Source organism: Halorubrum tibetense (assembly GCF_055396225.1).
Genome location: NZ_AP043742.1, coordinates 531,947 through 553,179, shown reverse-complemented (window position 1 = coordinate 553,179; position 21,233 = coordinate 531,947). Strand labels below are relative to the sequence as shown.

Annotated in this window: 21 protein-coding genes; 9 read left to right on the top strand and 12 right to left on the bottom strand. The window is 69.2% G+C overall.

All coding sequences use genetic code 11. The features are described 5' to 3' along the window. Positions 1 to 25: 25 nt before the first annotated feature. Both ACZ5TV_RS02705 and ACZ5TV_RS02700 read right to left on the bottom strand, forming a co-directional pair. Complete coding sequence (locus ACZ5TV_RS02705) at positions 26 to 460, bottom strand: universal stress protein (RefSeq protein WP_379780214.1); 435 nt, start codon at positions 458 to 460, stop codon at positions 26 to 28. Between the two features lie 105 nt (positions 461 to 565). Next, entirely contained in the window at positions 566 to 2,482 is a 1,917-nt protein-coding gene (locus tag ACZ5TV_RS02700; protein WP_379780216.1) for an ATP-binding protein, read from the bottom strand. A 76-nt stretch (positions 2,483 to 2,558) separates the two neighbouring features. Here ACZ5TV_RS02700 and ACZ5TV_RS02695 point away from each other — a divergent pair, with 76 nt between their 5' ends. After that, the gene (locus ACZ5TV_RS02695) at positions 2,559 to 2,894 is read left to right on the top strand and encodes a DUF7113 family protein (protein WP_379780218.1); all 336 of its coding nucleotides are present in this window, start codon (positions 2,559 to 2,561) and stop codon (positions 2,892 to 2,894) included. A gap of 483 nt (positions 2,895 to 3,377) precedes the next feature. Further along, a complete protein-coding gene (locus tag ACZ5TV_RS02690) occupies positions 3,378 to 4,784 on the top strand; it encodes a M28 family peptidase (RefSeq protein WP_464384077.1) in 1,407 nt (468 codons plus the stop codon). A 330-nt stretch (positions 4,785 to 5,114) separates the two neighbouring features. On the opposite strand, the gene ACZ5TV_RS02685 is transcribed toward ACZ5TV_RS02690, so the two are convergent. The 4 genes from ACZ5TV_RS02685 to ACZ5TV_RS02670 all read right to left on the bottom strand — a co-directional run bounded on the left by ACZ5TV_RS02685 (position 5,115) and on the right by ACZ5TV_RS02670 (position 8,164). Next, positions 5,115 to 6,104 carry a carbohydrate kinase family protein gene (locus ACZ5TV_RS02685; protein ID WP_464384076.1) on the bottom strand — a complete coding sequence of 330 codons (990 nt, stop codon included), beginning with the start codon at positions 6,102 to 6,104 and terminating at the stop codon, positions 5,115 to 5,117. A 74-nt stretch (positions 6,105 to 6,178) separates the two neighbouring features. Continuing rightward, on the bottom strand, positions 6,179 to 6,409 hold the full coding sequence (locus ACZ5TV_RS02680; protein WP_379783298.1) for a ribbon-helix-helix protein, CopG family: 231 nt from the start codon (positions 6,407 to 6,409) through the stop codon (positions 6,179 to 6,181). A gap of 77 nt (positions 6,410 to 6,486) precedes the next feature. Beyond that, positions 6,487 to 7,173: a helix-turn-helix domain-containing protein gene (locus ACZ5TV_RS02675; protein WP_379783300.1), complete on the bottom strand. Its 687-nt coding sequence runs from the start codon at positions 7,171 to 7,173 to the stop codon at positions 6,487 to 6,489. A 64-nt stretch (positions 7,174 to 7,237) separates the two neighbouring features. Then, entirely contained in the window at positions 7,238 to 8,164 is a 927-nt protein-coding gene (locus ACZ5TV_RS02670) for a TIGR03571 family LLM class oxidoreductase (protein ID WP_464384075.1), read from the bottom strand. Between the two features lie 167 nt (positions 8,165 to 8,331). Here ACZ5TV_RS02670 and ACZ5TV_RS02665 point away from each other — a divergent pair, with 167 nt between their 5' ends. Then, positions 8,332 to 8,970, top strand: a complete 639-nt coding sequence (locus tag ACZ5TV_RS02665) for a hypothetical protein (RefSeq protein WP_379780301.1) — start codon at positions 8,332 to 8,334, stop codon at positions 8,968 to 8,970. Positions 8,971 to 8,997: 27 nt separating this feature from the next. Here the strand turns inward: ACZ5TV_RS02665 and ACZ5TV_RS02660 are convergent, their stop codons facing one another. Beyond that, positions 8,998 to 10,863 (bottom strand): SLC13 family permease, encoded by a 1,866-nt coding sequence (locus ACZ5TV_RS02660; protein ID WP_379780298.1) that lies wholly within the window; start codon positions 10,861 to 10,863, stop codon positions 8,998 to 9,000. A gap of 322 nt (positions 10,864 to 11,185) precedes the next feature. Between ACZ5TV_RS02660 and ACZ5TV_RS02655 the strand changes: the two genes are divergently transcribed. Both ACZ5TV_RS02655 and speB read left to right on the top strand, forming a co-directional pair. Next, entirely contained in the window at positions 11,186 to 11,563 is a 378-nt protein-coding gene (locus ACZ5TV_RS02655) for a translation initiation factor IF-5A (RefSeq protein ID WP_379780296.1), read from the top strand. 8 nt (positions 11,564 to 11,571) lie between these two features. Further along, positions 11,572 to 12,414 carry an agmatinase gene (gene speB, locus ACZ5TV_RS02650; RefSeq protein ID WP_379780294.1) on the top strand — a complete coding sequence of 281 codons (843 nt, stop codon included), beginning with the start codon at positions 11,572 to 11,574 and terminating at the stop codon, positions 12,412 to 12,414. 42 nt (positions 12,415 to 12,456) lie between these two features. Here speB and ACZ5TV_RS02645 read toward each other — a convergent pair whose 3' ends face one another. Then, positions 12,457 to 12,708: a SelT/SelW/SelH family protein gene (locus ACZ5TV_RS02645; protein WP_379780292.1), complete on the bottom strand. Its 252-nt coding sequence runs from the start codon at positions 12,706 to 12,708 to the stop codon at positions 12,457 to 12,459. 109 nt (positions 12,709 to 12,817) lie between these two features. Next, a complete protein-coding gene (locus ACZ5TV_RS02640; protein ID WP_379780290.1) occupies positions 12,818 to 14,398 on the bottom strand; it encodes an amidohydrolase in 1,581 nt (526 codons plus the stop codon). Between the two features lie 215 nt (positions 14,399 to 14,613). Here ACZ5TV_RS02640 and ACZ5TV_RS02635 point away from each other — a divergent pair, with 215 nt between their 5' ends. Continuing rightward, on the top strand, positions 14,614 to 15,063 hold the full coding sequence (locus ACZ5TV_RS02635) for a universal stress protein (protein WP_379780287.1): 450 nt from the start codon (positions 14,614 to 14,616) through the stop codon (positions 15,061 to 15,063). 12 nt (positions 15,064 to 15,075) lie between these two features. Here ACZ5TV_RS02635 and ACZ5TV_RS02630 read toward each other — a convergent pair whose 3' ends face one another. After that, positions 15,076 to 15,642, bottom strand: a complete 567-nt coding sequence (locus ACZ5TV_RS02630) for a peptidylprolyl isomerase (protein ID WP_379780284.1) — start codon at positions 15,640 to 15,642, stop codon at positions 15,076 to 15,078. A 127-nt stretch (positions 15,643 to 15,769) separates the two neighbouring features. Between ACZ5TV_RS02630 and ACZ5TV_RS02625 the strand changes: the two genes are divergently transcribed. The 3 genes from ACZ5TV_RS02625 to ACZ5TV_RS02615 all read left to right on the top strand — a co-directional run bounded on the left by ACZ5TV_RS02625 (position 15,770) and on the right by ACZ5TV_RS02615 (position 18,415). After that, a complete protein-coding gene (locus ACZ5TV_RS02625) occupies positions 15,770 to 16,087 on the top strand; it encodes a DUF5785 family protein (protein WP_379780282.1) in 318 nt (105 codons plus the stop codon). Positions 16,088 to 16,277: 190 nt separating this feature from the next. Further along, positions 16,278 to 17,348, top strand: coding sequence for a DUF1611 domain-containing protein (locus ACZ5TV_RS02620; RefSeq protein WP_379780280.1), 1,071 nt, complete (start codon positions 16,278 to 16,280; stop codon positions 17,346 to 17,348). Further along, a complete protein-coding gene (locus tag ACZ5TV_RS02615) occupies positions 17,345 to 18,415 on the top strand; it encodes a dipeptide epimerase (protein ID WP_379780278.1) in 1,071 nt (356 codons plus the stop codon). Before ACZ5TV_RS02620 ends, ACZ5TV_RS02615 begins: the two co-directional genes overlap by 4 nt. A 39-nt stretch (positions 18,416 to 18,454) precedes the next feature. On the opposite strand, the gene ACZ5TV_RS02610 is transcribed toward ACZ5TV_RS02615, so the two are convergent. Then, a complete protein-coding gene (locus ACZ5TV_RS02610; RefSeq protein WP_379780276.1) occupies positions 18,455 to 19,597 on the bottom strand; it encodes a thiolase family protein in 1,143 nt (380 codons plus the stop codon). 63 nt (positions 19,598 to 19,660) lie between these two features. Next, a complete protein-coding gene (gene gpmI, locus ACZ5TV_RS02605) occupies positions 19,661 to 21,229 on the bottom strand; it encodes a 2,3-bisphosphoglycerate-independent phosphoglycerate mutase (protein ID WP_464384074.1) in 1,569 nt (522 codons plus the stop codon). Positions 21,230 to 21,233: the final 4 nt, after the last annotated feature.

Below are 21,233 nucleotides of genomic sequence, written 5' to 3'. Positions count from 1 at the left end.
GCGGGCGGCCAGCGGGTATCGAATCTCAGCGCACGACCGTCACCGGGACCTCCGCCCGTCGCACGACGCCTTCGGCGACGCTCCCCAGCACGACCCGCGAGAGGCCCGTTCGCCCGCGGCTCGCGAGGACGATGTGGTCGAACGGGCCGGCATCGTCGGCCTCACCCGCCGCGACTTCGAGGATGGTTGCGGTGGGGCGACCGACCTCGATCCGGGTGTCGATCTCGCGGTCGACACGGTCGGCCGCGTCGGCGAGGATCCGCTCGCCGCGCTGACTGGCGCTGTCGTACCACTGGTCGATCGCACCCGGGAACCCACCTTCCGCCCCGGTCGTGGAGTCGGCCGGGTTGATAACGTGAAGCGCGGTGATGTGTGCGTCGGGCCACTCCTCGGCCGCGAACGTTACCGCCTCCGCGGCAGCGTCCGAGCCGTCAACCGCTACGAGGATCCGTTTCGTCATGTCCGCCGGTTCTCCGGGACGTCTCAAAAGTCCGTCGTCGGTGTCGGCGGGAGGGGTCGGCGTCGGTAGGAGCGATCGGCATCGCTGACGCGGGCAACCCCTGGCTCAGTCACCGTGTCGCGTCACGCACGTCGAGAGACCGATCAGCTCGACCGGTTCCGAGTTGTCCGGCGAGTAGACGACCATCTGTCCCTTCTCCATGTACGGCACCTTGCCGGCGAGGTTCGACGGGATGTTCACGCTCTTGATCGCGTCCTCGTCGCCGAGGTTCAACACGACCTTCGTGTTCACCTGTTTGAACACCGACTCGGCCACGTCTTGGGGGTCCTGCGTGATGAGGAAGAGTCCGAGCCGCTCCTTGCGGCCCTGTTTGGCCGCCTCCGTGAACGTCTGGACGACCTTGCGCGCCTGGACGTTGTCGGCGTCCGCGAGGAAGTTGTGCGCCTCGTCCATCCCGATCAGCAGCGGCGTCTCCTTCACCCGGTCGCTTCGCGGGTCGTTCGAGAGCTTGTCGCCGACGAGCATCGTCGACACCGCGAGCACGACGATCTCCTTCTGTCTGGACGAGGGGAGGTGGTACGTGGGGACGACGGAGAGCCCGCCCGGCCGGACGAGCCTGTGGTCGAGTTCGGTGATCGGCGTCGCGTCGCCGTCGAAGACGCCGCCCGGGACCCCGCGGACCCGCCGCTTCACGGCGTCGAACGTCGCCTCGTGGACTCGCCCCGACTCGTGGAGCTCCTCTTTGAGTGCCGGGTCGTCGAGATACGAGAGGAACTGCGCGTAGGTGCCGGAGCTCCCGTAGTCGCGGAAGAACCGGTTCAGGAGGGTTAACAGCGCGGGGTACTGGTTCTCGTTCAATCCCGACCCGGCGACGAGCCACGGCATGTCGTACTCGTCGACCATCGAGAACGGGATCGTGAACTCGACCTGCTCGGCGCGGTGACCCTCGCCGGGGTAGGTCGCGCCCGCCGACTCCGGCACGAGCGCGATCGTGTCGTCGTGACCGCCGTAGGCGATCCCCTCACGCTCCAGCTGCCGGGCGAACCCGTCGTCCATCGTCGGGTTGTCGTCGTGCATCTGCGCGTACTCGTCCTGCGGGTCGAACTGGACCACCGCCATGCGCGCCTCCCGCCCGTCGTCCATCGGGTACGTTCGGTCGGCGTCGAGGTACTGCCGGAGGACGTTCTTCGAGGCGTGCGTCTTGCCCGATCCGGTGCCGCCGGCGACGAGGGTGTGCCGGAACGCCAGCGGGTCACCGTCGGCGTAGTCGTCCGTGATCCGGTAGTCGACGGTCGGGGGTTCCGCGGCGGTTCGGACCTTCTGCCCGCCGACGGAGAGGTGCCCGAGAAAGACCCCCTCCTCGGGGATCGTGAGTCCGGTCTTGATCTCCGTGTCGTCCGTGGCCTCCTCGACGACCGCGCCGGGCTTCGGCACGCGGTCGGTCATTCGCCGGCTCATCCCGTCGTCATCGTCGTAAACGACGGACATCGGCTCCAGTTCGGCCATGAACTTGTAGTCGCGCTCGGTGAAGTCGTCGCGACGCATCTGCCTGCGGGCGTGGATCTCGGTGGCGTCGTCCGACTGGAACTCCTGAGCGTACTCCAGCGCCGTGATCCGACAGAACAGCCGCTCCCCATCCGGGTACGGGACGATGAGGTACTTCCCGATCCGGACGGAATCGCGATTCCCGGTCGTGACGAACGCCCTGAGCGCCGTTTCGTCCTCTTCCTCGGCGACGCGGAGCCCCTGTGAAACGGAGACGACGCCCAGTCCGGCGTCCTCTCCGGCGGGCTCGACGTCGTAGGTGGTGAACGCGTCGGGGTCGGCGTCGTTCACCGGGTCGGTGTCGACGTCGCCCCCGGTTGTGCCGTCGTCCCCGGCCACCACGTCGCCGTCACCGCTCGTCCCCCTCCCGGCGTCGTCGCGCGTACCCTCGACGGTGTCGTCGCGCGTACCGCCGCCGTCATCACCGCCGACGTCGTCGCCCTCGCCGTCGAATTCCGTGAAATCTTCCAGGGTCATGTCCGAGTCACCGAGCGCCACGCCGAAAGCGTTTCCGTCGCGGTCGCCTTTTATGTGTTCGAGCCATACCGCTCTCATGATACTCGTCTGCGGCAGCGGCGGCGGGACGGACCTCACCGGGACGGTGTTCGAGCGCGGTGAGGAGCCACCCGCTTATAAAGGCGCGCCGGACGAGGACGCGCCGTACGTCTGGGTGTGTGACTCCTTTTACGAGGTTGAAAGCGGTGGCTCCGCGCTGCTCGTCGACGGCACGGAGATCCGGGTGGCGTTCGAGGAGCCGATGCCGCGCGGCTTCGACACCCGCGATCAGGCGGTCGAGGCGGCCAAAGAGCATATCAGGACGCAGTTCGCCCGGATCGGCGTCGACGCCGACACCGTCGAGATCGAGGTCACGAAGGCGGACCCGGCGTGAGCGGAGTATATAAGTAGCGTACGGCGTGTGGGGGACGAACCGACCGGTTTTGCCGGCGTCAACTCCTGTGTCGACCGAAGGATACCTTCGTGACGACCGAACGCGTACCGAATCGTATCTTAAATAGTATATAACTGAGTGGCGGGTAGCGACGACAGCCCGCGACACTGATGGCGACAGCGACAGCGACGGCGACAGCAACAGCGACAGTGACAGAGACGGCGACGGCGACAGCGACAGCGACGGCGACAGCGACAGCGACGGCGACAGCGACGTCGACGGCAACGATCCCGAGCCACGAGTGCCGTATCACACCGTCTCGCGTCGACGCTCCCTACCGCTCGTCCGTCTCCGTATAAATGCGAACGTCGAGGGACCGATATGGACGGCTCTCCCGGCGTCGAGAGGTATCGCTGACACCGAGCGACCGGTGGGCGGTTCCGGTTTCCACAGCTCCTTTCCCGCTCGTCCCGAGGGTCGCGTATGGTCGAGCTACCGGACCGCGTCGTCGGCGACGCGCGCACGAGCGACTTCGGATGGGAGCTGTTGACCGACCTCACCGACATCGGGAACCGGATGGCCGGGTCGGCCGGGGAGCGCCGCGGCGCGGAGCGCGTCGTCGCGGCGTACGAGGACGCCGGGCTCCGGAACGCCGGGCTGGTCGAGTTCGAGATCCCTGGCTGGTGGCGCGGCGACGCCGCCCTCTCCGTGGCCGGTCCCGTCGACCGCCACCACGACGGGAGCCACGAGGTCATCGCGCTCCCGGGCACGCCGGCGGGCGAGGTCACGGCCCCGCTCGTCGATGTCGGTGACGGCACCTACGAGGCGTTCGAGGCGGCCGGCGACGCGCTGGAGGGTGCGGTCGTGATGGCCAGCTCGAACACGCCCGAGAGCCACGACCGCTGGCTCCACCGAATGGAGAAGTACGTCAACGCGGCCGAACGCGGCGCGGTCGGCTTCGTCTTCCGGAACCACATCGAAGGGTCACTCCCACCGACCGGCGAGATCGGCTACCACAACCGCCCCGGCCCGATCCCCGCCGTCGGCGTGAGCAAGGAGGTCGGGGAGCGGCTGGCTCGACTGGCCGCGGACGCGAACGCGAGCGTGGACGACGACGGATCCCCCGACACTGACGACCCCGCCCGACCCGAGGTGACGATCGAGGTCGACTGCCGCAACGAGCCGACGACCTCGGTGAACGCGGTGGCCGACGTGGGCCCCGACACGGACGAGGCGGTCCTGCTCACCGCCCACGTCGACGCCCACGACGTGAGCGACGGTGCCAACGACAACGGCGCGGGATCGGCGCTCGTCGCCGAGGTGGGCCGGCTGCTCTCCACCGTCGCCGACGACCTCGACACCCGGGTCCGGCTCGTCACCTTCGGCTCCGAGGAGATCGGTCTCTGGGGCGCGTACCACACCGCGGAGACCACCCCACACGACGAGATCGCCTGTGTCGTCAACCTCGACGGGGCCTGTTCCTCTCGGGACCTCCGCGTCGGGACGAACGGGTTCGAGGGGATGGCGGCGACGTTTGAGGCGGCAGCCGACGGGTTCGCCACGCCCCTGGAGACGGGCGACATGATCTCGCCGCACGGCGACCAGTGGGCGTTCGTACAGGAGGGGATCCCGGCCGTCATGGCGTCGACCGCCTCGGACGGCTCGGGCCGCGGCTGGGGACACACCCACGCCGACACCCTCGACAAGCTCGACCCTCGCGACCTGCGCGAGGTCGCGACGCTGGTCGCGGAGGCGACGTACCGGCTCGCGACCGACGCGGCCGACGGCCCGACGATCGACCGTCGTTCACGGGAGGCGATCCGCGACGCCATCGACGAGGGGTACGAGCGAGAGCTCCGAACCGGTGGGCGGTGGCCCTACGACGGGTAACCGCGTCGCTGGCGGGGTGTCGAATCGGAGGAGAACCGTCGGGACCGCAGAACGAGCACGACCGAGATCGACGCTCTGTGGGGAGCAGCAGCCCCGGCGAGCGTCGCTCGTTTTCATGCGGGCAGAACCGGTTCCGAGTGGGGTCATCGCGCCGTGTCGCGGCGGCGCGGTCGGAACGTCGACGTTGCTGCCCGGCGGGTAGATCAACGATCGAGATACAAAAAATAACCGCTCGTACCGGTGGGAGACACACCGCTGCGGCGGGTGACGCACGCGGTCCGCTTGGCCATGGTCGGTCCAGTCGGGATCCGTGCGCCTACCCCGCCCGGATCAGTCGCCGCGTCGTTTGCGGAACCGGTCGACCGCTTCCCGGGTCGGGAGCGCGGCCATCGCGCCTTTCGCCGTCGTCGACTGTGCGGCCACCGCGTTCGCGAACCCGATCGCGGCTTCGATCGGTACCCCATCGGCCAGCGAGCGGATGGCTCCCGCGGTGAACGCGTCCCCCGCGCCCGTCGTGTCCACCGTGTCTGCGTCGTAGCCGGGGTGATCCACGACGAGCGTTTCACCCGTTGGGTTCCACGGCGCGGCGGGGGTCGCGTGTGCGACCGCGCCGTCCGGGCCGCGCGTGATGAGCGCGGTGTGCGGTCCTTGCTCGCAGATCGCCCGTGCCAGCGCGGTCGGGTCCGCCCGGGCCGGATCGGCGTCGACGCCGTCGAGGAGGCCCGGAACGAGGTCCTCGCCGCTGGCTTTGACAACGTCAGCGAGCCCGAACGCCCGGCGACAGGTCGTGACGAGGTCGTCCCCCGCGAACAGCTCCGGCCTCGCGTTGGGGTCGAACGAGACGACTGCACCGGCGTCGCGAGCGCGCTCCAACAGGTCGATCGTCGCCGATCGACTCGGTTCGTCGGCGAGCACCACGCCGCCAGCGTGGACCCACTCGATCTCGGCGAGCGCGTCGTCCCCGACGGCCCCCGGTTGGAGCCGCGTGTCCGCGGTCCCGTTCCGGTGGAAGCTGAACGCCCGGTCGGCGTCGGGATCGAGGCTCACGAAGGCGAGCGTCGTGTCCGCTTCCGGGTCCCGTTCGATCAGGTCCGGGCGGACGCCGTTTCCCGTGAGCGTGGCGGTCAGATGGTCGCCGAACGGGTCCTCGGCGAGTCGCGTCCAGAACAGCGGCGGCTCGCCGAGCCGGGCCAGCCCGACGGCGACGTTGGCGGGCGCACCGCCGGCCCGGCGGTGGAACGTCTCGGTGTCGACGAGGTCGGCTTCCCCCTCCGGCAGGAAGTCGATGAGCGCCTCGCCGGTCACGAGTATCTCGGTCATGGGAACCACTCTCGCCGGATCCACAAAGTCGGTTCGGGTGGGTCGAGCACACCACGGTCGCCCGCCGATCCCCGTCACTCGGCGGCGTCTTCGGCGGCGTCCTCGCTCTCACTCGCGTCCGGCTCGTCGCCGTCACAGACCCCGAGCGGGAGGTCGATCGACGCCGCGGCGTTGGGGTCGTGACCCTGATACGCGTCCTCGATGAGCCGCGAGAGGAGGACCTCCGGTTCGACGCCGCGCGCGGCTGCGAGCGCGTCGAGCCGCTCGTACTGCTCGGCCGGGACCGACACCGAGACGTCGTCCATACGCGACGCTGCGTGGCCGAACTACAAAAGGGTTCGCGCGGTGAAACGACTCGGGACCCCGATCTGCGGTGGGCCTCTCACACCTCCAGTCGATCGACGAGCCCGTTCATCACGGTCGCCTCCGCCCGGGAGAGATGCTCCCACACCGTCGTCGTCGCCAGCCCCAGCTCCTCGGCGACTGCCTCGACGCCGACACCCCCGCCGTGGTCGTAGTACCCGATCGCGACCGCGGTCGCGAGCACCTCGCGCTGGCGCGGGGTGAGCTCCTCGAGGAACCGCGCGGACGACAGCCGAGCTGGGCGCTCGACCCCGGACAGCGCCACGTTGCGGGCGAGCTCGACCTCGTTGCCGCCGCGTTCGAGTTCCGCCCTGATCGCCGCGAGGTCGTCGTCCGGGTCGATGTACACCGTCCATCGCTCCACGCCCGCGGAGATGGTCGTCCCGGTCCGGTAGTGGATCCCCATCTCGGCGAGCCGATCGCCGATCCCGTCCCACTCCCGGGCGTCGATCTCGACCGTGACGTACGCGTGATCTCCGGCCACCGGCGACAACGGCTCGGCCTCGACCACCGCGTCGGCCTCGCGGAACGCGTCGAGGAACCCCCGTATCGACGCGGTCGGTCCGCGGAGCTCCACGATCCGTTTCCGTGCGTTCTCGCGTCCGGTCATCGACGACACCGACCGCATCGTCACGTCCGGGAACGCGGCGCTGGCCGCGCACTCGGGCCCCTCGTGATGACGGACCCGAAACGTCACCTCTCGCATGCGTCGAGAAACGTCACGAGCGGTCAAACGCGTTGCGGGTTCCACTTCTCGGGATGGCGGCGGCTCACAGCTCCGCGATGACCTCGTCAGCGAACCGCGTCAGCGCGTGCTCGGGCTCGTCGGCGGCGTCCAGCCCCACGATGGCGTGGTCGAGCCCGTACTCCGCCAGCCGTCGGAAGTACTCGCGAAACCACTCGACTCCGGCACGGTAGCCGAGGTGCCTGTGTTCCGGGCCGGCGTCGGGGTCGTCCGCGAGTGCGACCCGCACCGCGATGACGAACGGCGCGTCACCCGCGAGCTCGCGCCACCGGTCGAGGTACGACCGGAGGGTGTCCTCCGGGAGGTGATAGAAGAGCCAGCCGTCGCCGTTGTCAGCGATCCACTCGGTCGACTGACGGGCGTTCCCCGTCGGCAACACCGGGATCGATCCGGTTGCCGGCTTCGGCAGCACGTCGAGCTCGCCGTCGAGTTCTCCCCACTCGCCCGCGATCTCGGGGAACGACTCGCGCCAGATCGACCGGATCGCTTCGACGTGCTCGCGGAAGGCCGCACCCCGTTCCCCGCGGTCGACCCCGAACGCCGCATACTCCGGGTCGCGGTCGCCGGAGGCGACCCCCAAGACGAGCCGTCCGTCGGAGAGTCGGTCGACGCTCGCGGCCGACTTCGCGACGTGGATCGGGTGTCGGAGCGGGAGGACGACGCTCGACGTGCCGAGCGCAATTCGGTCCGTCCGCGCGGCGACGTGCGCGAGCAGCGGCCACGGGTCGAACGCCCCGCCCGCGTCGCCGAACCGGGGCCAGTACGTCGGCACGTCACGCGCCCAGAGCGCGTCGAACCCGACGGCCTCGGCGTGGGTCGCCAGCCGGACCTCCGCCGCCGGGTCGGGCGTCGACTCCGGGACGCCAGTGAGCGGGAACCCCGCTCCGAACGTCAGCCCGTCGCCGCCGAAGAGGCGTCGATAGCCCCGGTTCTCGTGGTCGTGCTCGGTCATCGTTGGCCATTTCGGGCCCGACGCGTATCGGTCCTCGGATGACGGATCGATCGGGGGTGGTCGGTGCGCGGTCGGTGCGCCGAGCTGCCGACGGCAGCGAAGACCCCGAACCAAGCCCGATCGGCCGGCCGTGCGTTTATGCGCTCGTGTCGATAACAGGCGACTGAATGCCCGAGCGACCCTCCCGCGAGCAGTCCGTCGAGCACACGGCCGACTCGGGGTCCGTCCCGACCGACGCGGGTCCAGGGACGGCTGATGCGGATACGGCGACAGCCGCCGATCCGGACTCGGACCTGCCGACGGTCGATCCGGGCCCTGACACGGCCGTCGACGAGTCGCTCAAGCGGCGGCTCCGGGAGGCCTACCTCAACGACGAGGAGGACGAGCTCGTCGTCACCGCGGTTCGGATGGAGGGGGACGAGGCGGTCGTCGAGACTCGTCCGCCACACGGCGAGGCGACCCACGTCGAGCGGTTCGACGCCCCGACGGACGGCTCCTTGGAGGAGTGTACGGAGCTGCTCGCCTTCCTCGACGCCGCCGGGGTCTCGCCGCTGGACCTCGACGGGCTCGTGGGGGCCCGCGTCCCCGCCACGTACGACCCCGATGCCGGGTGGCGGATCGCCGGCGAGTCCCGGACCGAGCGGGACGCCGAACCCGCCAGCACAGCCGCTGTAACGACCCGGGCCGCGGCTGCAGCGAACGCCGCCGTCGACTGGGCGAGGACGTACCGCGACTGGCTGATCGTCCTCCTGTTGGTCGGCGGCGAGCTGCTGTTCGTCGTCGTCGTGATCGTTCTTTTCACCTGATCCCGGGTTACCGTCCGGCCCCGGGGATTAGAGCCCCCAGAGTCGAACGATCCCGAGGGTGGTAACGACGGCGAGCAGCAGCTGGAGGGGTGCGCCCACCCGAAGGAAGTCCGTGAATCGGTAGTCGCCCGGGCCGTACACCATCAGGTTCGTCTGGTAGCCGACCGGCGTCATGAAGGAGGTCGCCGACGCGAAGGTGACGACGAGCAGGAAGGCGAACCCGTTGGCGTCGAGCTGTGCCGCCGCGTCGACCGCCACCGGGATCATCAACACGACCGTCGCCACCGGGGTGATCACGTTCGCGAGCAGCCCGGTGACCACGGAGAACAACAGGAGGACGGCCACGAGCGGGAGCACGCTCGCCGTCCCGACGAGCACCTCGGCGATGAGCGCAGCCCCGCCCGTCGCCTCCATCGCGAGCCCGAGCGGGATCACCCCCGCGAGTAGGAACACCACGTTCCAGGAGACGGCGTCGTAGGCGTCCGCCGAGGAGAGACACCCCGTGACAACCATCGCGAACACCCCGCCGAGCGCCGCGATCACGATCGGGAGGATATCGAGCGCCGCGAGGCCGACGACGGCCGCCATGATCCCGACGGCCACGGGCGTCTTCGGCGACAGCGGGACGGGCTCGCGCGCCGACGGCTCTCGCGCCCCGTTTTCCCCGTCCGACCAGATCCGGTCGAGCGTGTCTTCCTCCAGCACGAACAGGTCGTCGCCGTCGGCGAAGTAGTCGACCGCTTCCGGCGTCGTCTGGACCAGGAGGAGGTCGCCGGGGGCCAGCGTCACCTCCCTCAGGCCGGCCCGGATCAGCTCGCCACCGCGGCGGATCGCGAGCACCTGCAATCCGTGGAACGTTGCCAACCGGGACTCGGTGAGCGTCTCGCCGACGAACGCGGACCCCTCCGGGACGACCGCCCGACCGAGGCCGTCGCCCGAATCCACCGCCGTGAACGTCTCCTCTGTCACTTCGGTCGGCGCGTCGGTGAGCCGCTGCCGCGTCCGGAACCGGTTCACCGCCTCGCGCTCGCCGCTCACCACGAGCACGTCGCCGACCTGGAGCCGCTGGTCGGTTTCGGTGGCGAGGAACGACTCGCCGTTCCGGCGGAGCTGGAGCGGGGTGACCGGTGACTCCGTCCGGTCGTCGAGCTCGTCGAGCCCTAACCCCACCACCGGCGAGTCCTCGGGAACTCGGAGCGCGGTGAGGTACCCTTCGAGACCGAACTCCTCGATCAGGTCGGCGTCCGCGGGGATCCGCGCCGGAGTGAGCCAGCGACCGACCGTCATGAGGTACGCGAGCCCGACCGCGAGGACGACGGTGCCGAGCGCGGTGAACTCGAACATCCCGATCGGCCCGCGGTCGAGGAGTGTCGCGGCGAACTCGCTGGCAAGCAGGTTCGTGGAGGTGCCGATCAGCGTGAGCGTCCCACCCAGGATCGCGGCGTACGACAGCGGTAAGAGGAGTTTCGAGGGCGAGACGCCGGCCTCCTTCGCGAGGTCCGTGATCATCGGGATGAACACGGCGACGACCGGGGTGTTGTTGACGAAGCCCGCGATGGGACCAGTCGTGCCGATCGTCGCGGCGAGCGCGCGCGTCTCGCTGCCCCGAGCGAAGCGGGCGAGCCGGACGCCGAGCCGCTGAACGAGTCCCGTCCGCCCGATCCCGGCGCTCAGCATGTACATCGCGACGATCGTGACGGTCGCGGTGTTCGCGAACCCGGAGATCGCGCCGCGCGTACCGACACCGGTCCACGGCTCCAGCGCCACGAGGGCGACCATGATCCCGATGGCGGTGACGTCGTTGGGGATGAGCTCCGTGACGAACAGCGTCAGCGCGACGCCGATCAACCCGAAGACGACGAGGGCTCCGGTCGGCACACCGAAGAGAACCATGTAGGGCACGACTCTCGGACCGTATATATCCGTTCGGCCTCCGCCCCGCAGACTCCGCTCGGACCGGACGGCTCGGATATACACCGGACGGCTCCGTCGAAAGCGTTCTCTCAGATCGGTTCCTGAGTGACACGACTTCGGTGAGATCCGGGGATCGGCCGTCGAGATCGCGACCCGGTTAGAGCGATACTCTCGCAGTCGTGTAAGATGCCGTGAGCGCCACGTCGCGTTCCGTTGCGGCCATAGAGTCGACATCGCGCCCGGTGGAGACGGGCCGCGGTGTTCCAAACCGTTTATACCCGCGCCTCCGGAAGTAGCGGATATGCCGCGAGAGCAGAAGCAGGTTCGCGAACTCCAAGAGGGCAGCTACGTCATGATGGACGACTCGCCCTGCAAGATCAATCACTACAGTACCGCCAAACCCGGAAAACACGGGAGCGCCAAGGCCCGCGTCGAAGGCAAGGGCGTGTTCGACGAGAAGAAGCGCTCGCTCTCGCAGCCGGTGGACGCGAAGGTCTGGGTCCCGATTATCGAGCGGAAACAGGGACAGGTCGTCTCCGTTTCCGGCGACGACGCCCAGGTCATGGACCTCGACACCTACGAGACGTTCACCATGCGCATCCCCGAGGGCGAGGAGTTCTCCTCGGACGACACCATCGAGTACCTCGAGTACGAGGGCCAGCGCAAGGTCGTCGGGTAATCGAGGCCATGTTCCCCGGAGCGACCGCCGACCGCGACCCTGCTTCCTACGTGGTCGTCGGCGCTCCACTCGACGCCACGACCACGTTCCAGCCCGGCACCCGGTTCGGCCCGGACCGGGTCCGACGTTTCGCCGAAACGTATGACGACTACGACCACGCGACGGGGAGCCACTTCTCCGCGCTCGGCGTCCACGACGCCGGCGACGTCCACCCGTGGGACGACGTGCCCGCGTACCTCGACCACCTCGCCGCCGAGCTCCGGAGCGTTACGTATGGCGACGCGATCCCGCTGCTCTTGGGCGGCGAACACACCGTCACCTACGCCGGGGTCGACGCGGTCGCCCCCGACACGCTCGTCGTCGTCGATGCCCACCTCGACCTGCGGGACGAATACGGCGGCAACCCGTGGAACCACGCGTGTGTCACCCGGCGCGAACTCGACGACTTGGGCGTCGAGCGCGCCGTGATCGTTGGCGCACGCACCGGCTCCGAGGCGGAGTGGGACCGCGCGACCGAGGGGGATGTCGAGGTGGTCCCGCCGGCGGACGCCGGCGACTGGATCGCGGAGGTGGCCACCGATCCGGACACGCTCGGCGGCGACACGTACCTCTCGGTCGATATCGACGGCCTCGATCCGGGATTCGCCCCCGGGACGGGCACGATGGAACCGTTCGGGCTCACCCCCCGAGAGGTCAGAGATCTCGTCCGGGGGGTCGCGCCTCACGCGATTGGGTTCGACGTCGTCGAAGTGAACGACCGCGACGACGGGCAGGCCGCAGCGCTGGCGGGGAAGCTCTGCCGGGAGTTCGTGTATCGGCACGCCGATGCAGCGGCTCACGACGGCGACTGACGCGGACCCTCACAACGGTCGGCCGGCCGTGATCGCTCCGGTTTACGACAGCTCTGAGAGGCGTCGCCTGGCAGCGGTCACCGCCTCCATCGCGTCGATCCATTCGCGGGGGTTCGTACACCAGATCCGGTCACCCTCGACGCTGACACAGAACACGGACTCCGTCGACGGGGAGAGGGTGACACCGTCTACGTCCGAACGGTCCCCGAGGTACGCGTCGATGAGTCGGCGTGCAGTCTCGGCCTCGGACCGGAGGCGCTTCCCGGAGGCGTACTCGATGGCTATCTCTGCCATTACCGAACACTCGGAACTACATGATTAATAACTATTGTTATTCGGCAATGATCGCACGGACCTCGTATCCCGGGATCGTGACGATCACCGCGCGTCGTGGACGATCCGATCACCGCGCGTCGTGGACGATCCGGCCGTCGACGACTGTCATCGCCACGTCGACCTCGCGGATCGAGCCCGGGTCGTCCCACGGGGAGTCGTCGAGGACGACGAAATCGGCCCGCTTGCCCACCGCGACGGTTCCCAGTCGGTCCTCGTCGAAGCCGGCGTACGCGGCCCCGCGGGTGTACGCACGGAGCGCCTCCGTCACCGTGAGACGTTGCCCGTCAGCCGGGGCGTTGACGGCGTGGTGGACGCCCAAGAGGGGGTCCATTGGCATCCCGTCGGAGCCGAACGCGAGCGCGACCCCGGCGTCGAGCAGATCGCGGTAGCGGTTCGTTTCGGCCGTCCGCTCCGCGCCCAACCGCGCCTCGTACAGGCCGCCCTCGCCGGCCCACTTGAGGAAGTTCGGCTGGACGCTGGCGATGACGCCCGTCTCAGCGAGCCGCTCGATCGCCTCGTCGTCGGCGAGCTCGACGTGTTCGATCCGGTGCCGGGACTCGCCCGGGTCGGTCGCCGAGGCGGTCTCGTAGGCGTCGAGAACGGCGTCGACCGCCTCGTCGCCGATCGCGTGGGCGGTGAACTGGTACGCTGCGTCGGTCGCCTCCCGTACCGCGTCGGCGAGCTCGTCCGGGTCGACCACCCACTGCCCGGTCTCGTCGGTGGCGTCGGCATACGGCTCCGAGAGTCGGGCGGTCCGCCCGCCGAAACTCCCGTCCGTGTACGACTTGATCGCGCCCGTCTCCACGAACTCCGACCCCGCGTTCGTCGAGAGTCCGACGTCCCGGAGCGCGTCGAGGTGATCGGTCCAGTAGTTGATCCGAACCCGTGCGGTCAGTTCGCCCGCTGCGTCGAGCGTGCGGTACACTCGCGGGGCGTGCGAACCACGGACCATGTCGTGAAACCCGGTGATCCCGCGTTCGGCACACAGGTCCAATGCGGCCTCGACGGCCCTGTGGGTCCCCTCGACGTCGGGCTCGACCGCCTCGTATATCGGATCGATGGCGGCCTCCAGTAGGACGCCCGTCGGATCGCCCGCGTCGTCCGTCGGGACCGTCTCCTCGGGCGCGGTCGCGAGCGTGTCCGCGAAGCGGTCGAGGACGACACCGTTGACGCCCGCGACGTGCATGTCCTCGCGGAAGGCCGCCACGGGGCGGTCGGTCGAGACACGGTCGAGGTCCTCCCGCGTGAGGTAGCGATCGTCCGTCCACGACGACTCGTCGTAGCCGTACCCGAGGACCCATTCGGAACGCCCCGACGAGGCGTCGTCCTCCTCGTCGAGCTCGGCCGCCCGCGTTTCGAGACGATCGACCGCCTCGTCGGGCGAGTCGGCGTCGGAGAGGTCGGCGTGGACGAGATACCGGCCGACCGTGGTCAGGTGGGTGTGCGCGTCGATGAACCCCGGGAGGAGCACGCGCCCGTCGAGGTCGACGACATCGGTATCGACCCCCGCGAGGAACTCCACGTCGTAGCTTCGACCGAGACGGACGATCTCGCCGTCACGGACGGCGACCGCCTCGTGCGTCTCGTCGGGCTCGGCGAGGGTGTGTATCTCCCCGTTCAGGAACACGCGGTCGGCGGATCGGCTCATGTCCGGACTCCCGTCCGGCAGCGGATTAACCGTTCGGGACGCGGGCGTTCGATCCCCGACCCTCACAGAAACCCGACGCGTCTTCCCTCCCCTTTGCGTTCGCTCTTCTCTCCCCCTCGCTCTTCTCTCCCCCTCGCTCTCCGCTCTCGTCTACCTCTCCACCCCTCCGAGAACCCGTCGCACGTTTTATCGGGTCGTCCGACGAACCATCGCGTATGTACGATCGGATCCTGTTCCCAACCGACGGCAGCAAGGGTGTCGACCGCGCGACCGACCACGCGATAGACGCGGCGGACCGATACGACGCGACGCTCCACGTCATCTACGTTGTCGACAGCGACATCGTCAACGCGTATTCGGGCGACGAGTTCGTCAGCGGGGCAGAGGGTGCCGAGGAGACCCTCGAAGACACGGGTGAAGAGGCACTGGCAGCGGTCGCAGAGCAGGCCGACGCCGCCGGCGTCGACGTCGTCACCCACATGGTTCACGGCGCGCCCCACGAGGAGATCCTCCGATACATCGACGAGGAGGAGATCGATCTCACGGTGATGGGGTCGAAGACGCGACCGGGCGACTACCGACGCATGCTCGGCTCCGTCACCGAGCGCGTCTCCCGGCAGTCGACCGCGCCGGTGAGCATCGTGAAAACGACCGTCAGGACGTGATCGAGCGGGCGGCTACTCCTCGACCGTAACCCGTTCGATCTCGACGGTGTCGCGCGGCTCGTCGCGACGGTCCGTCGGGACCGAGCCGATCTCCTCGACGACATCCATCCCGTCGATCACCTGTCCGAAGACGGCGTGTTTGCCGTCCAGATGGGGGGTCGCGTCGAGCGTGATGAAGAACTGCGAGCCGTTGGTGTTCGGGCCGGAGTTGGCCATCGAGAGGATCCCGGGGCCGTCGTGGGTCAGGTCGTCGTGGAACTCGTCGTCGAACTGGTAGCCGGGGCCGCCGCGACCGTTCTCCATCGGGTCGCCACCCTGGATCATGAAGTCGTCGATGACCCGGTGGAACACGTTCCCCTCGTACAGCGAGTCGCCCCGGACTTCGCCGCTCTCGGGGTCCTCCCACGTGTTGGTGTCGCGGGCGGGGTCGGCGTCCGCGGCGGGGTCGTGGCGGGCCAGCCCGAGGAAGTTCTCGACCGTTCTGGGCGCTCGGTCGGCGAACAGCTCGACCACGACGTCGCCGTGGGTCGTGTGAAGCGTCACCTGTGGGTTGCCGTCGTTGTGGACCGATCGTGACATGTCCGGGAGAAGGAGCGCCGGTCGGAAAACGCTACCCATCCGCGGCGCGGAGCGGGCCGGCGGTGTGGGTCGATGGGACCCCCGTCAGGAGCGCAACGACTTTCCACCGCGACGCGAAACCTCGGATATGGACTGGCCACACGACCCCGACGGCGAGCAGGGTAGCGAGGGTATGCGGCAGTACGGTCACGCGGTGCTCGCGAAGAAGATCGACGAGGAGGAGGACTTCCCGCTGTCCGCGGCCGACTACGTCGAGCAGTACGGCGACCACCCGATCCGGATCGACTACGAGACGGTCGTCTCCGTCGAGGAGATCTTCGAAGGCGTCGAAACCGAGGAGTTCGCGGACTTCGTCGAGTTCCACCAGGAGCTCGGACGCGCGATGCGCGAGAACGGCTACTGGTTCTACGAGGGGCCCGAGGGGTTCGTCGACGGCCCCGCCTGATCGGGTTCGGTTCCGGTTCGACGGCGACTCCGGCCGACCGGAGACAGCCCCCTCACCGTGACCGCCCCGCGATCCGCAGCGATCCCCCGCGACCCGGCACGACCCGCGGCGACTCGATACGGCCTCCTGCGACCCGGCACGACCCGCCGCTCCCCTCCCCTTTATAGCCGGTGGGAGCGACCGAGCGTCCATGACCGACGAACGGATCGTCGTCCTCGCACACGGGAAGTTCCCCGACCGTGCGAAGACGGCGCTCGGCGTGATGCGCTACGGGGATCAGACGGTCGAGGCGGTTCTCGACCGCGACCGTGCCGGCGACCGCGTTGCCGACCACGTCCCTGACGTGGCCGACGCGCCCATCGTCGATTCCTTCCCGGACGCGCTCGCCGCGGCCGACGGAGATATCGACGCCCTATATATCGGGATCGCGCCGATCGGCGGCGGCTTCGAGGAGTCGTGGCGACCCGACGTCCGGGCGGCGATCGAGGCCGGCTGTGACGTCGTCGCCGGCCTCCACTACTTCCTGAACGACGACGCGGAGCTGACCGCGCTCGCCGAGGAGCACGGCGTGAGCCTCAGGGACGTTCGTCGCCCGCCCGAGGATATCGGCGTCGCGACCGGCGACGCTGGCGACGTCGACGCGGACGTGGTGTGTACGGTCGGTACCGACTGCTCCGTCGGGAAGATGACCGCCTCGTTGGAGATCGTCGCCGCCGCCCGCGACCGCGGGATCGACGCCGCGTTCGTCCCGACCGGCCAGACCGGGATCATGATCGCGGGCTGGGGAACCCCGATCGACCGGGTGATATCGGACTTCACCGCCGGCGCGGTCGAGGCGCTCGTCGTCGAGGCGGCCGCGGACCACGAGCTGCTCGTGGTCGAGGGGCAGGGGAGTATCACTCATCCCGCCTACTCGGCTGTCACCTGCGGTATCCTCCACGGTTCGATGCCCGACGCGCTCGTGTTGTGTCACGCCGCGGGTCGGGAGGCGATCCACGGCTACGAGTCGTTCCCCCTCCCGCCGCTCGCGGAGTACGTCGACCTGTACGAGGGGCTTGCCCGTCCCGTCCACGAGTCGAGCGTCGTCGCCGGCGCAGTGAACACGAAGGACCTCGATGCGCCGGCGGCCGACGAGGCCATCGAGTCGTTCACGGGGGAGACCGGCGTCCCAGCCGCGGACCCGGTCCGTGACGGGGCGGATCGGATCGTGGGCGGGCTACTGGACGGCCTCGGCCGCGACCTCGAAGAGGTGGACGCGTGACTCTCGACACTTCGGTCGAGCGACTGTCGTTGGCGCTGGAGGAGCCGTTTACCATCTCGCGCGGAACACAGACCCACGTCGAGAACGCGATCGTCCACGTCACCGACGAGGGCGGAATGACCGGAGTAGGCTGTGCGGCCCCCTCGAGACACTACGGCGAGACGGCCGACACCGTCGCCGCGGTGCTCCCGGAGCTGCTCGCGGTCGTCGAGGAGGTCGGCGACCCGCACGCGCTTCACGAGATCGAGTCCCGGATGGCGGCGGTGGTGAGCGACAACCCGGCCGCGCGCTGTGCGGTGTCGATCGCGGTCCACGACCTCGCGGCCAAGCGACTGGGCGTCCCGCTGTACCGCCTCTGGGGGCTCGACCCCGAGGACGCGCCGGAGACGTCGTTCACGATCGGGATCGACGCGACCGACCGGATCCGCGAGAAGGCGGCCGACGCCGCGGACGCGGGGTACTCCGTCCTCAAAATAAAGCTCGGGACCGACCGGGACCGCGAGGTCGTCGAGGCGGTCCGGGACGCCGCCCCCGAGGCGACGATCCGGGTCGACGCCAACGAGGCGTGGACGCCCCGCGAGACGATCGAAAAGAGCGGGTGGCTCGCCGACCTAGGCGTCGAGTTCATCGAACAGCCGGTTCCCGCCGAGAACCCCGACGGGCTCCGGTTCGCCTACGAGCGGTCCGCGCTGCCGATCGCCGCCGACGAGTCCTGTCTCACCGCCGCGGACATCCCGGCGATCGCCGACCGGTGTGACATCGCGAACCTGAAGCTGATGAAAACCGGCGGGCTCCTGGAGGCGCGCCGGGCGATCGCGGCCGCGAGGGCACACGGGCTGGAAGTGATGCTCGGTTGTATGGTCGAATCGAACGCCGCCATCGCCGCCGGGGCCCAGCTCGCGCCTCTACTCGATTACGCCGACCTCGACGGGTCGCTGCTACTCGAATCCGACCCCTACACCGGCGTCGACGTGACGGGCGGGCCGCTCCGACTCGCCGAGACCGATCGCGCCGGGACGGGTGCGGTTCGTGAATCGCCCGGCGAGACCGTATCCGACGCCGAGTAGCGGGGTCATACGACCGGCCCCGCTCGTTCCGGTACCGGCCTATCGTGAGAACTCGATCGCCGCACCCTGCCCGAATCCGACACACAGCGTGGCGAGCCCGCGATCCGCGTCCCGCTTCTGCATCTCGTGGATCAGCGTCACCGGGAGCCGCGCCCCGGACGCCCCGAGGGGATGTCCGATGGCGATCGCGCCGCCGTTCACGTTGTACTTGTCCGCGTCGATCCCGAGCTCGCGCCGAGAGTACTCACACTGGGAGGCGAACGCCTCGTTGAGCTCGACGAGGTCGTAGTCGTCGATCGTCCTGTCGGCGCGGTCGAGCAGCCCGCGGGTGGCGGGCACGGGCCCGATCCCCATCACGGTCGGGTCGACGCCGGCGACGTTGTTCGTCCCCACCTCCGCGAGCACGTCGAGGCCGTGGTCCTCGGCGAACGCCTTGCTCGTCACGAGCGTCAACGACGCGCCGTCGGAGATCTGCGAAGAGTTCCCCGCGGTCACCGTGCCGTCGCCCGTGAACGCCGGTGGGAGGTCCGCCAGCGCCTCCGCGGTCGTGTCGGGACGGATCCCCTCGTCCGCCTCCACGAGTCCCTCGTCGGTTTCGACGGGAACGATCTCGTCGTCGAACCGCCCGGAGTCCGTCGCCTCAGCCGCACGTTGATGGCTCCGTGCGGCGTACTCGTCTTGCGCCTCGCGGCTCACGTCGTACTCCTCGGCGACCTTCTCCGCGGTCATCCCCATCTGGAGCTGGAAGACGTTGTACCGCTCGGAGAGCTCGGGGTGAAGGTGCTGGTAGGAGTCGCCGTCCATCGGAACTCGACTCATGTTCTCGACGCCGCCCGCGATGATACAGTCGCGGTTACCCGCGGCGATCGCGTCCGACGCGGAGATGATCGCCTGCATCGAGGAGGCACACCAGCGGTTGATCGACGTCGCCGGCACGGACTCGCCGAGCTCGGAGAGGAGCGCGATGACCCGTGCGACGTTGTTGTCCTGTTCGGTTCGCTGCTGGGCGACGCCCCACATCAGGTCGTCGACGTGGTCGCCAGTCAGTCCGGTTTCAGCGAGCGTGTGGTCGATCAAACGGGTCGAGAGGTCCTCGCTCCGGACGTCGGCGTAGATGCCCCCGTCTTTCCCCTGTGGCGTTCGGTAGGCGGCCGCGATCACCGGCGTCGTGGTGTCCGTCATGGATCCGCACATACTCCAGACCGGCTTAAAAGGGCGTGGAACCCGGAGGAATCGACCCGGAGTTTATCGTTCAAGCAGCGGTGTCCCAGTCATCGCTGCCGGGCGGTCGAGCGCCATCAGGTCGAGGATCGTGGGGGCGACGTCACACAGCGATCCACCGGAGCAAACCGTCTGACCGCCGTCGTCACCGTCGGGCGTCAGGTGGACGAACGGCACCGGGTTGAAGGTGTGAGCGGTGTGGGGATCCGTCTCCGTCCCCATGTCGTCGGCGTTGCCGTGGTCGGCGGTGACGAGGGCGTGGCCGCCCGCGTCCGCGACCGCGTCCAAGAGCCGTGAGAGCTCGGCGTCGACCGCCTCGACCGCCGCGACCGCGGCGTCGAAATCGCCGGTGTGTCCCACCATGTCCGGGTTGGCGTAGTTCAACACTACCAGATCCGGATCGTCTTCCTCGATCACGCGGATCGCCTCGTCGGTGAGTTCGGGCGCGGACATCTCGGGCTGGAGGTCGTACGTCGGCACGTCCGGGCTCTTCACGATCGACCGCAGCTCGCCCGGGAACTCCACTTCCCGGCCACCGTTGAGGAAGTAGGTGACGTGTGGATACTTCTCGGACTCCGCGATCCGCAGCTGGGTGCCGTCCGCGTCGGCGACGACTTCCCCGACCGTGTCCGCCGGGATCTCCGGCGGGAACGCTACGGGGAACGAGAACGTCTCGTCGTACTCCGTCATCGTCACTAGCGCGATATCGGGTTGGTCGACCGCGAACGACCACGCCGGCCGGGTGTCGGTGAGCAGCCGCACGAGCTGGCGCGCCCGGTCCGCCCGGAAGTTGAAGAAGACGACGGCATCGCCGTCTTCGACCCCGTTCCCACCCGCGATGAGCGTCGGTTCGACGAACTCGTCGGTCTCGCCGCGGTCGTGCGCCTCCCGCGCCGCCTCGACCGCGGACGCCGCCTCGTGGTCGGCCTCGCGGTTCACGATGGCGTCGTACGCGCGTCGGGTCCGGTCCCAGTTCTCGTCTCGGTCCATCGCGAGGTATCGGCCGATCACGGTCGCGACCGCGCCCGTTCCGCGCGACTCGGCATGCTCGGCGACCGCCGAGAGGAACTCGTCGGCGATCTCCGGGGCCGTGTCGCGCCCGTCCGTGAACGCGTGGGTCGTCGCGGGGACGCCAGCCGCGGCCGCGGCGTCGATGAGCGCCTCCAGGTGGGAGACGTGCGAATGGACTCCGCCGTCGGAAACGAGTCCCATGAAGTGGACGCGCCCGCCGGTGTCACGGACGTGATCGAACGCCGACGCAAGGGCGTCGTTGTCGGCGAACGTCCCCGCCGCGAGCGAGTCCGTGATCCGGGTGTACGCCTGTTTGACGACTCGGCCAGCGCCGATGTTCAGGTGGCCGACCTCCGAGTTCCCCATCTGGCCGTCAGGGAGGCCGACGCGCCGACCGTGAACGACGAGCGACCCGTACGCGCCGCGCTCGACAGCGTCGTCGAACGTCGGGGTGTCGGCCGCCGCGACCGCGTCGCGCCCGCCATCGGTCGGGATCCCCGACTCGTCCGCGAGATCGCCCGTCCGGTACGGCGAGTCGGGGCCGAGCCCCCAACCGTCGAGAATAACGAGTGCAGTCCGCATACCG

Coding starts and splice junctions, on each gene's coding strand:
- ACZ5TV_RS02610 (WP_379780276.1), bottom strand. CDS start 19,597: ATGACGGACACCACGACGCCGGTGATCGCGGCCGCCTACCGAACGCCA.
- ACZ5TV_RS02685 (WP_464384076.1), bottom strand. CDS start 6,104: ATGACCGAGATACTCGTGACCGGCGAGGCGCTCATCGACTTCCTGCCG.
- gpmI (WP_464384074.1), bottom strand. CDS start 21,229: ATGCGGACTGCACTCGTTATTCTCGACGGTTGGGGGCTCGGCCCCGAC.
- ACZ5TV_RS02690 (WP_464384077.1), top strand. CDS start 3,378: ATGGTCGAGCTACCGGACCGCGTCGTCGGCGACGCGCGCACGAGCGAC.
- ACZ5TV_RS02695 (WP_379780218.1), top strand. CDS start 2,559: ATGATACTCGTCTGCGGCAGCGGCGGCGGGACGGACCTCACCGGGACG.
- ACZ5TV_RS02700 (WP_379780216.1), bottom strand. CDS start 2,482: ATGACCCTGGAAGATTTCACGGAATTCGACGGCGAGGGCGACGACGTC.
- ACZ5TV_RS02675 (WP_379783300.1), bottom strand. CDS start 7,173: ATGCGAGAGGTGACGTTTCGGGTCCGTCATCACGAGGGGCCCGAGTGC.
- ACZ5TV_RS02680 (WP_379783298.1), bottom strand. CDS start 6,409: ATGGACGACGTCTCGGTGTCGGTCCCGGCCGAGCAGTACGAGCGGCTC.
- ACZ5TV_RS02665 (WP_379780301.1), top strand. CDS start 8,332: ATGCCCGAGCGACCCTCCCGCGAGCAGTCCGTCGAGCACACGGCCGAC.
- ACZ5TV_RS02645 (WP_379780292.1), bottom strand. CDS start 12,708: ATGGCAGAGATAGCCATCGAGTACGCCTCCGGGAAGCGCCTCCGGTCC.
- ACZ5TV_RS02625 (WP_379780282.1), top strand. CDS start 15,770: ATGGACTGGCCACACGACCCCGACGGCGAGCAGGGTAGCGAGGGTATG.
- ACZ5TV_RS02640 (WP_379780290.1), bottom strand. CDS start 14,398: ATGAGCCGATCCGCCGACCGCGTGTTCCTGAACGGGGAGATACACACC.
- ACZ5TV_RS02705 (WP_379780214.1), bottom strand. CDS start 460: ATGACGAAACGGATCCTCGTAGCGGTTGACGGCTCGGACGCTGCCGCG.
- ACZ5TV_RS02620 (WP_379780280.1), top strand. CDS start 16,278: ATGACCGACGAACGGATCGTCGTCCTCGCACACGGGAAGTTCCCCGAC.
- ACZ5TV_RS02670 (WP_464384075.1), bottom strand. CDS start 8,164: ATGACCGAGCACGACCACGAGAACCGGGGCTATCGACGCCTCTTCGGC.
- ACZ5TV_RS02635 (WP_379780287.1), top strand. CDS start 14,614: ATGTACGATCGGATCCTGTTCCCAACCGACGGCAGCAAGGGTGTCGAC.
- speB (WP_379780294.1), top strand. CDS start 11,572: ATGTTCCCCGGAGCGACCGCCGACCGCGACCCTGCTTCCTACGTGGTC.
- ACZ5TV_RS02655 (WP_379780296.1), top strand. CDS start 11,186: ATGCCGCGAGAGCAGAAGCAGGTTCGCGAACTCCAAGAGGGCAGCTAC.
- ACZ5TV_RS02630 (WP_379780284.1), bottom strand. CDS start 15,642: ATGTCACGATCGGTCCACAACGACGGCAACCCACAGGTGACGCTTCAC.
- ACZ5TV_RS02660 (WP_379780298.1), bottom strand. CDS start 10,863: ATGGTTCTCTTCGGTGTGCCGACCGGAGCCCTCGTCGTCTTCGGGTTG.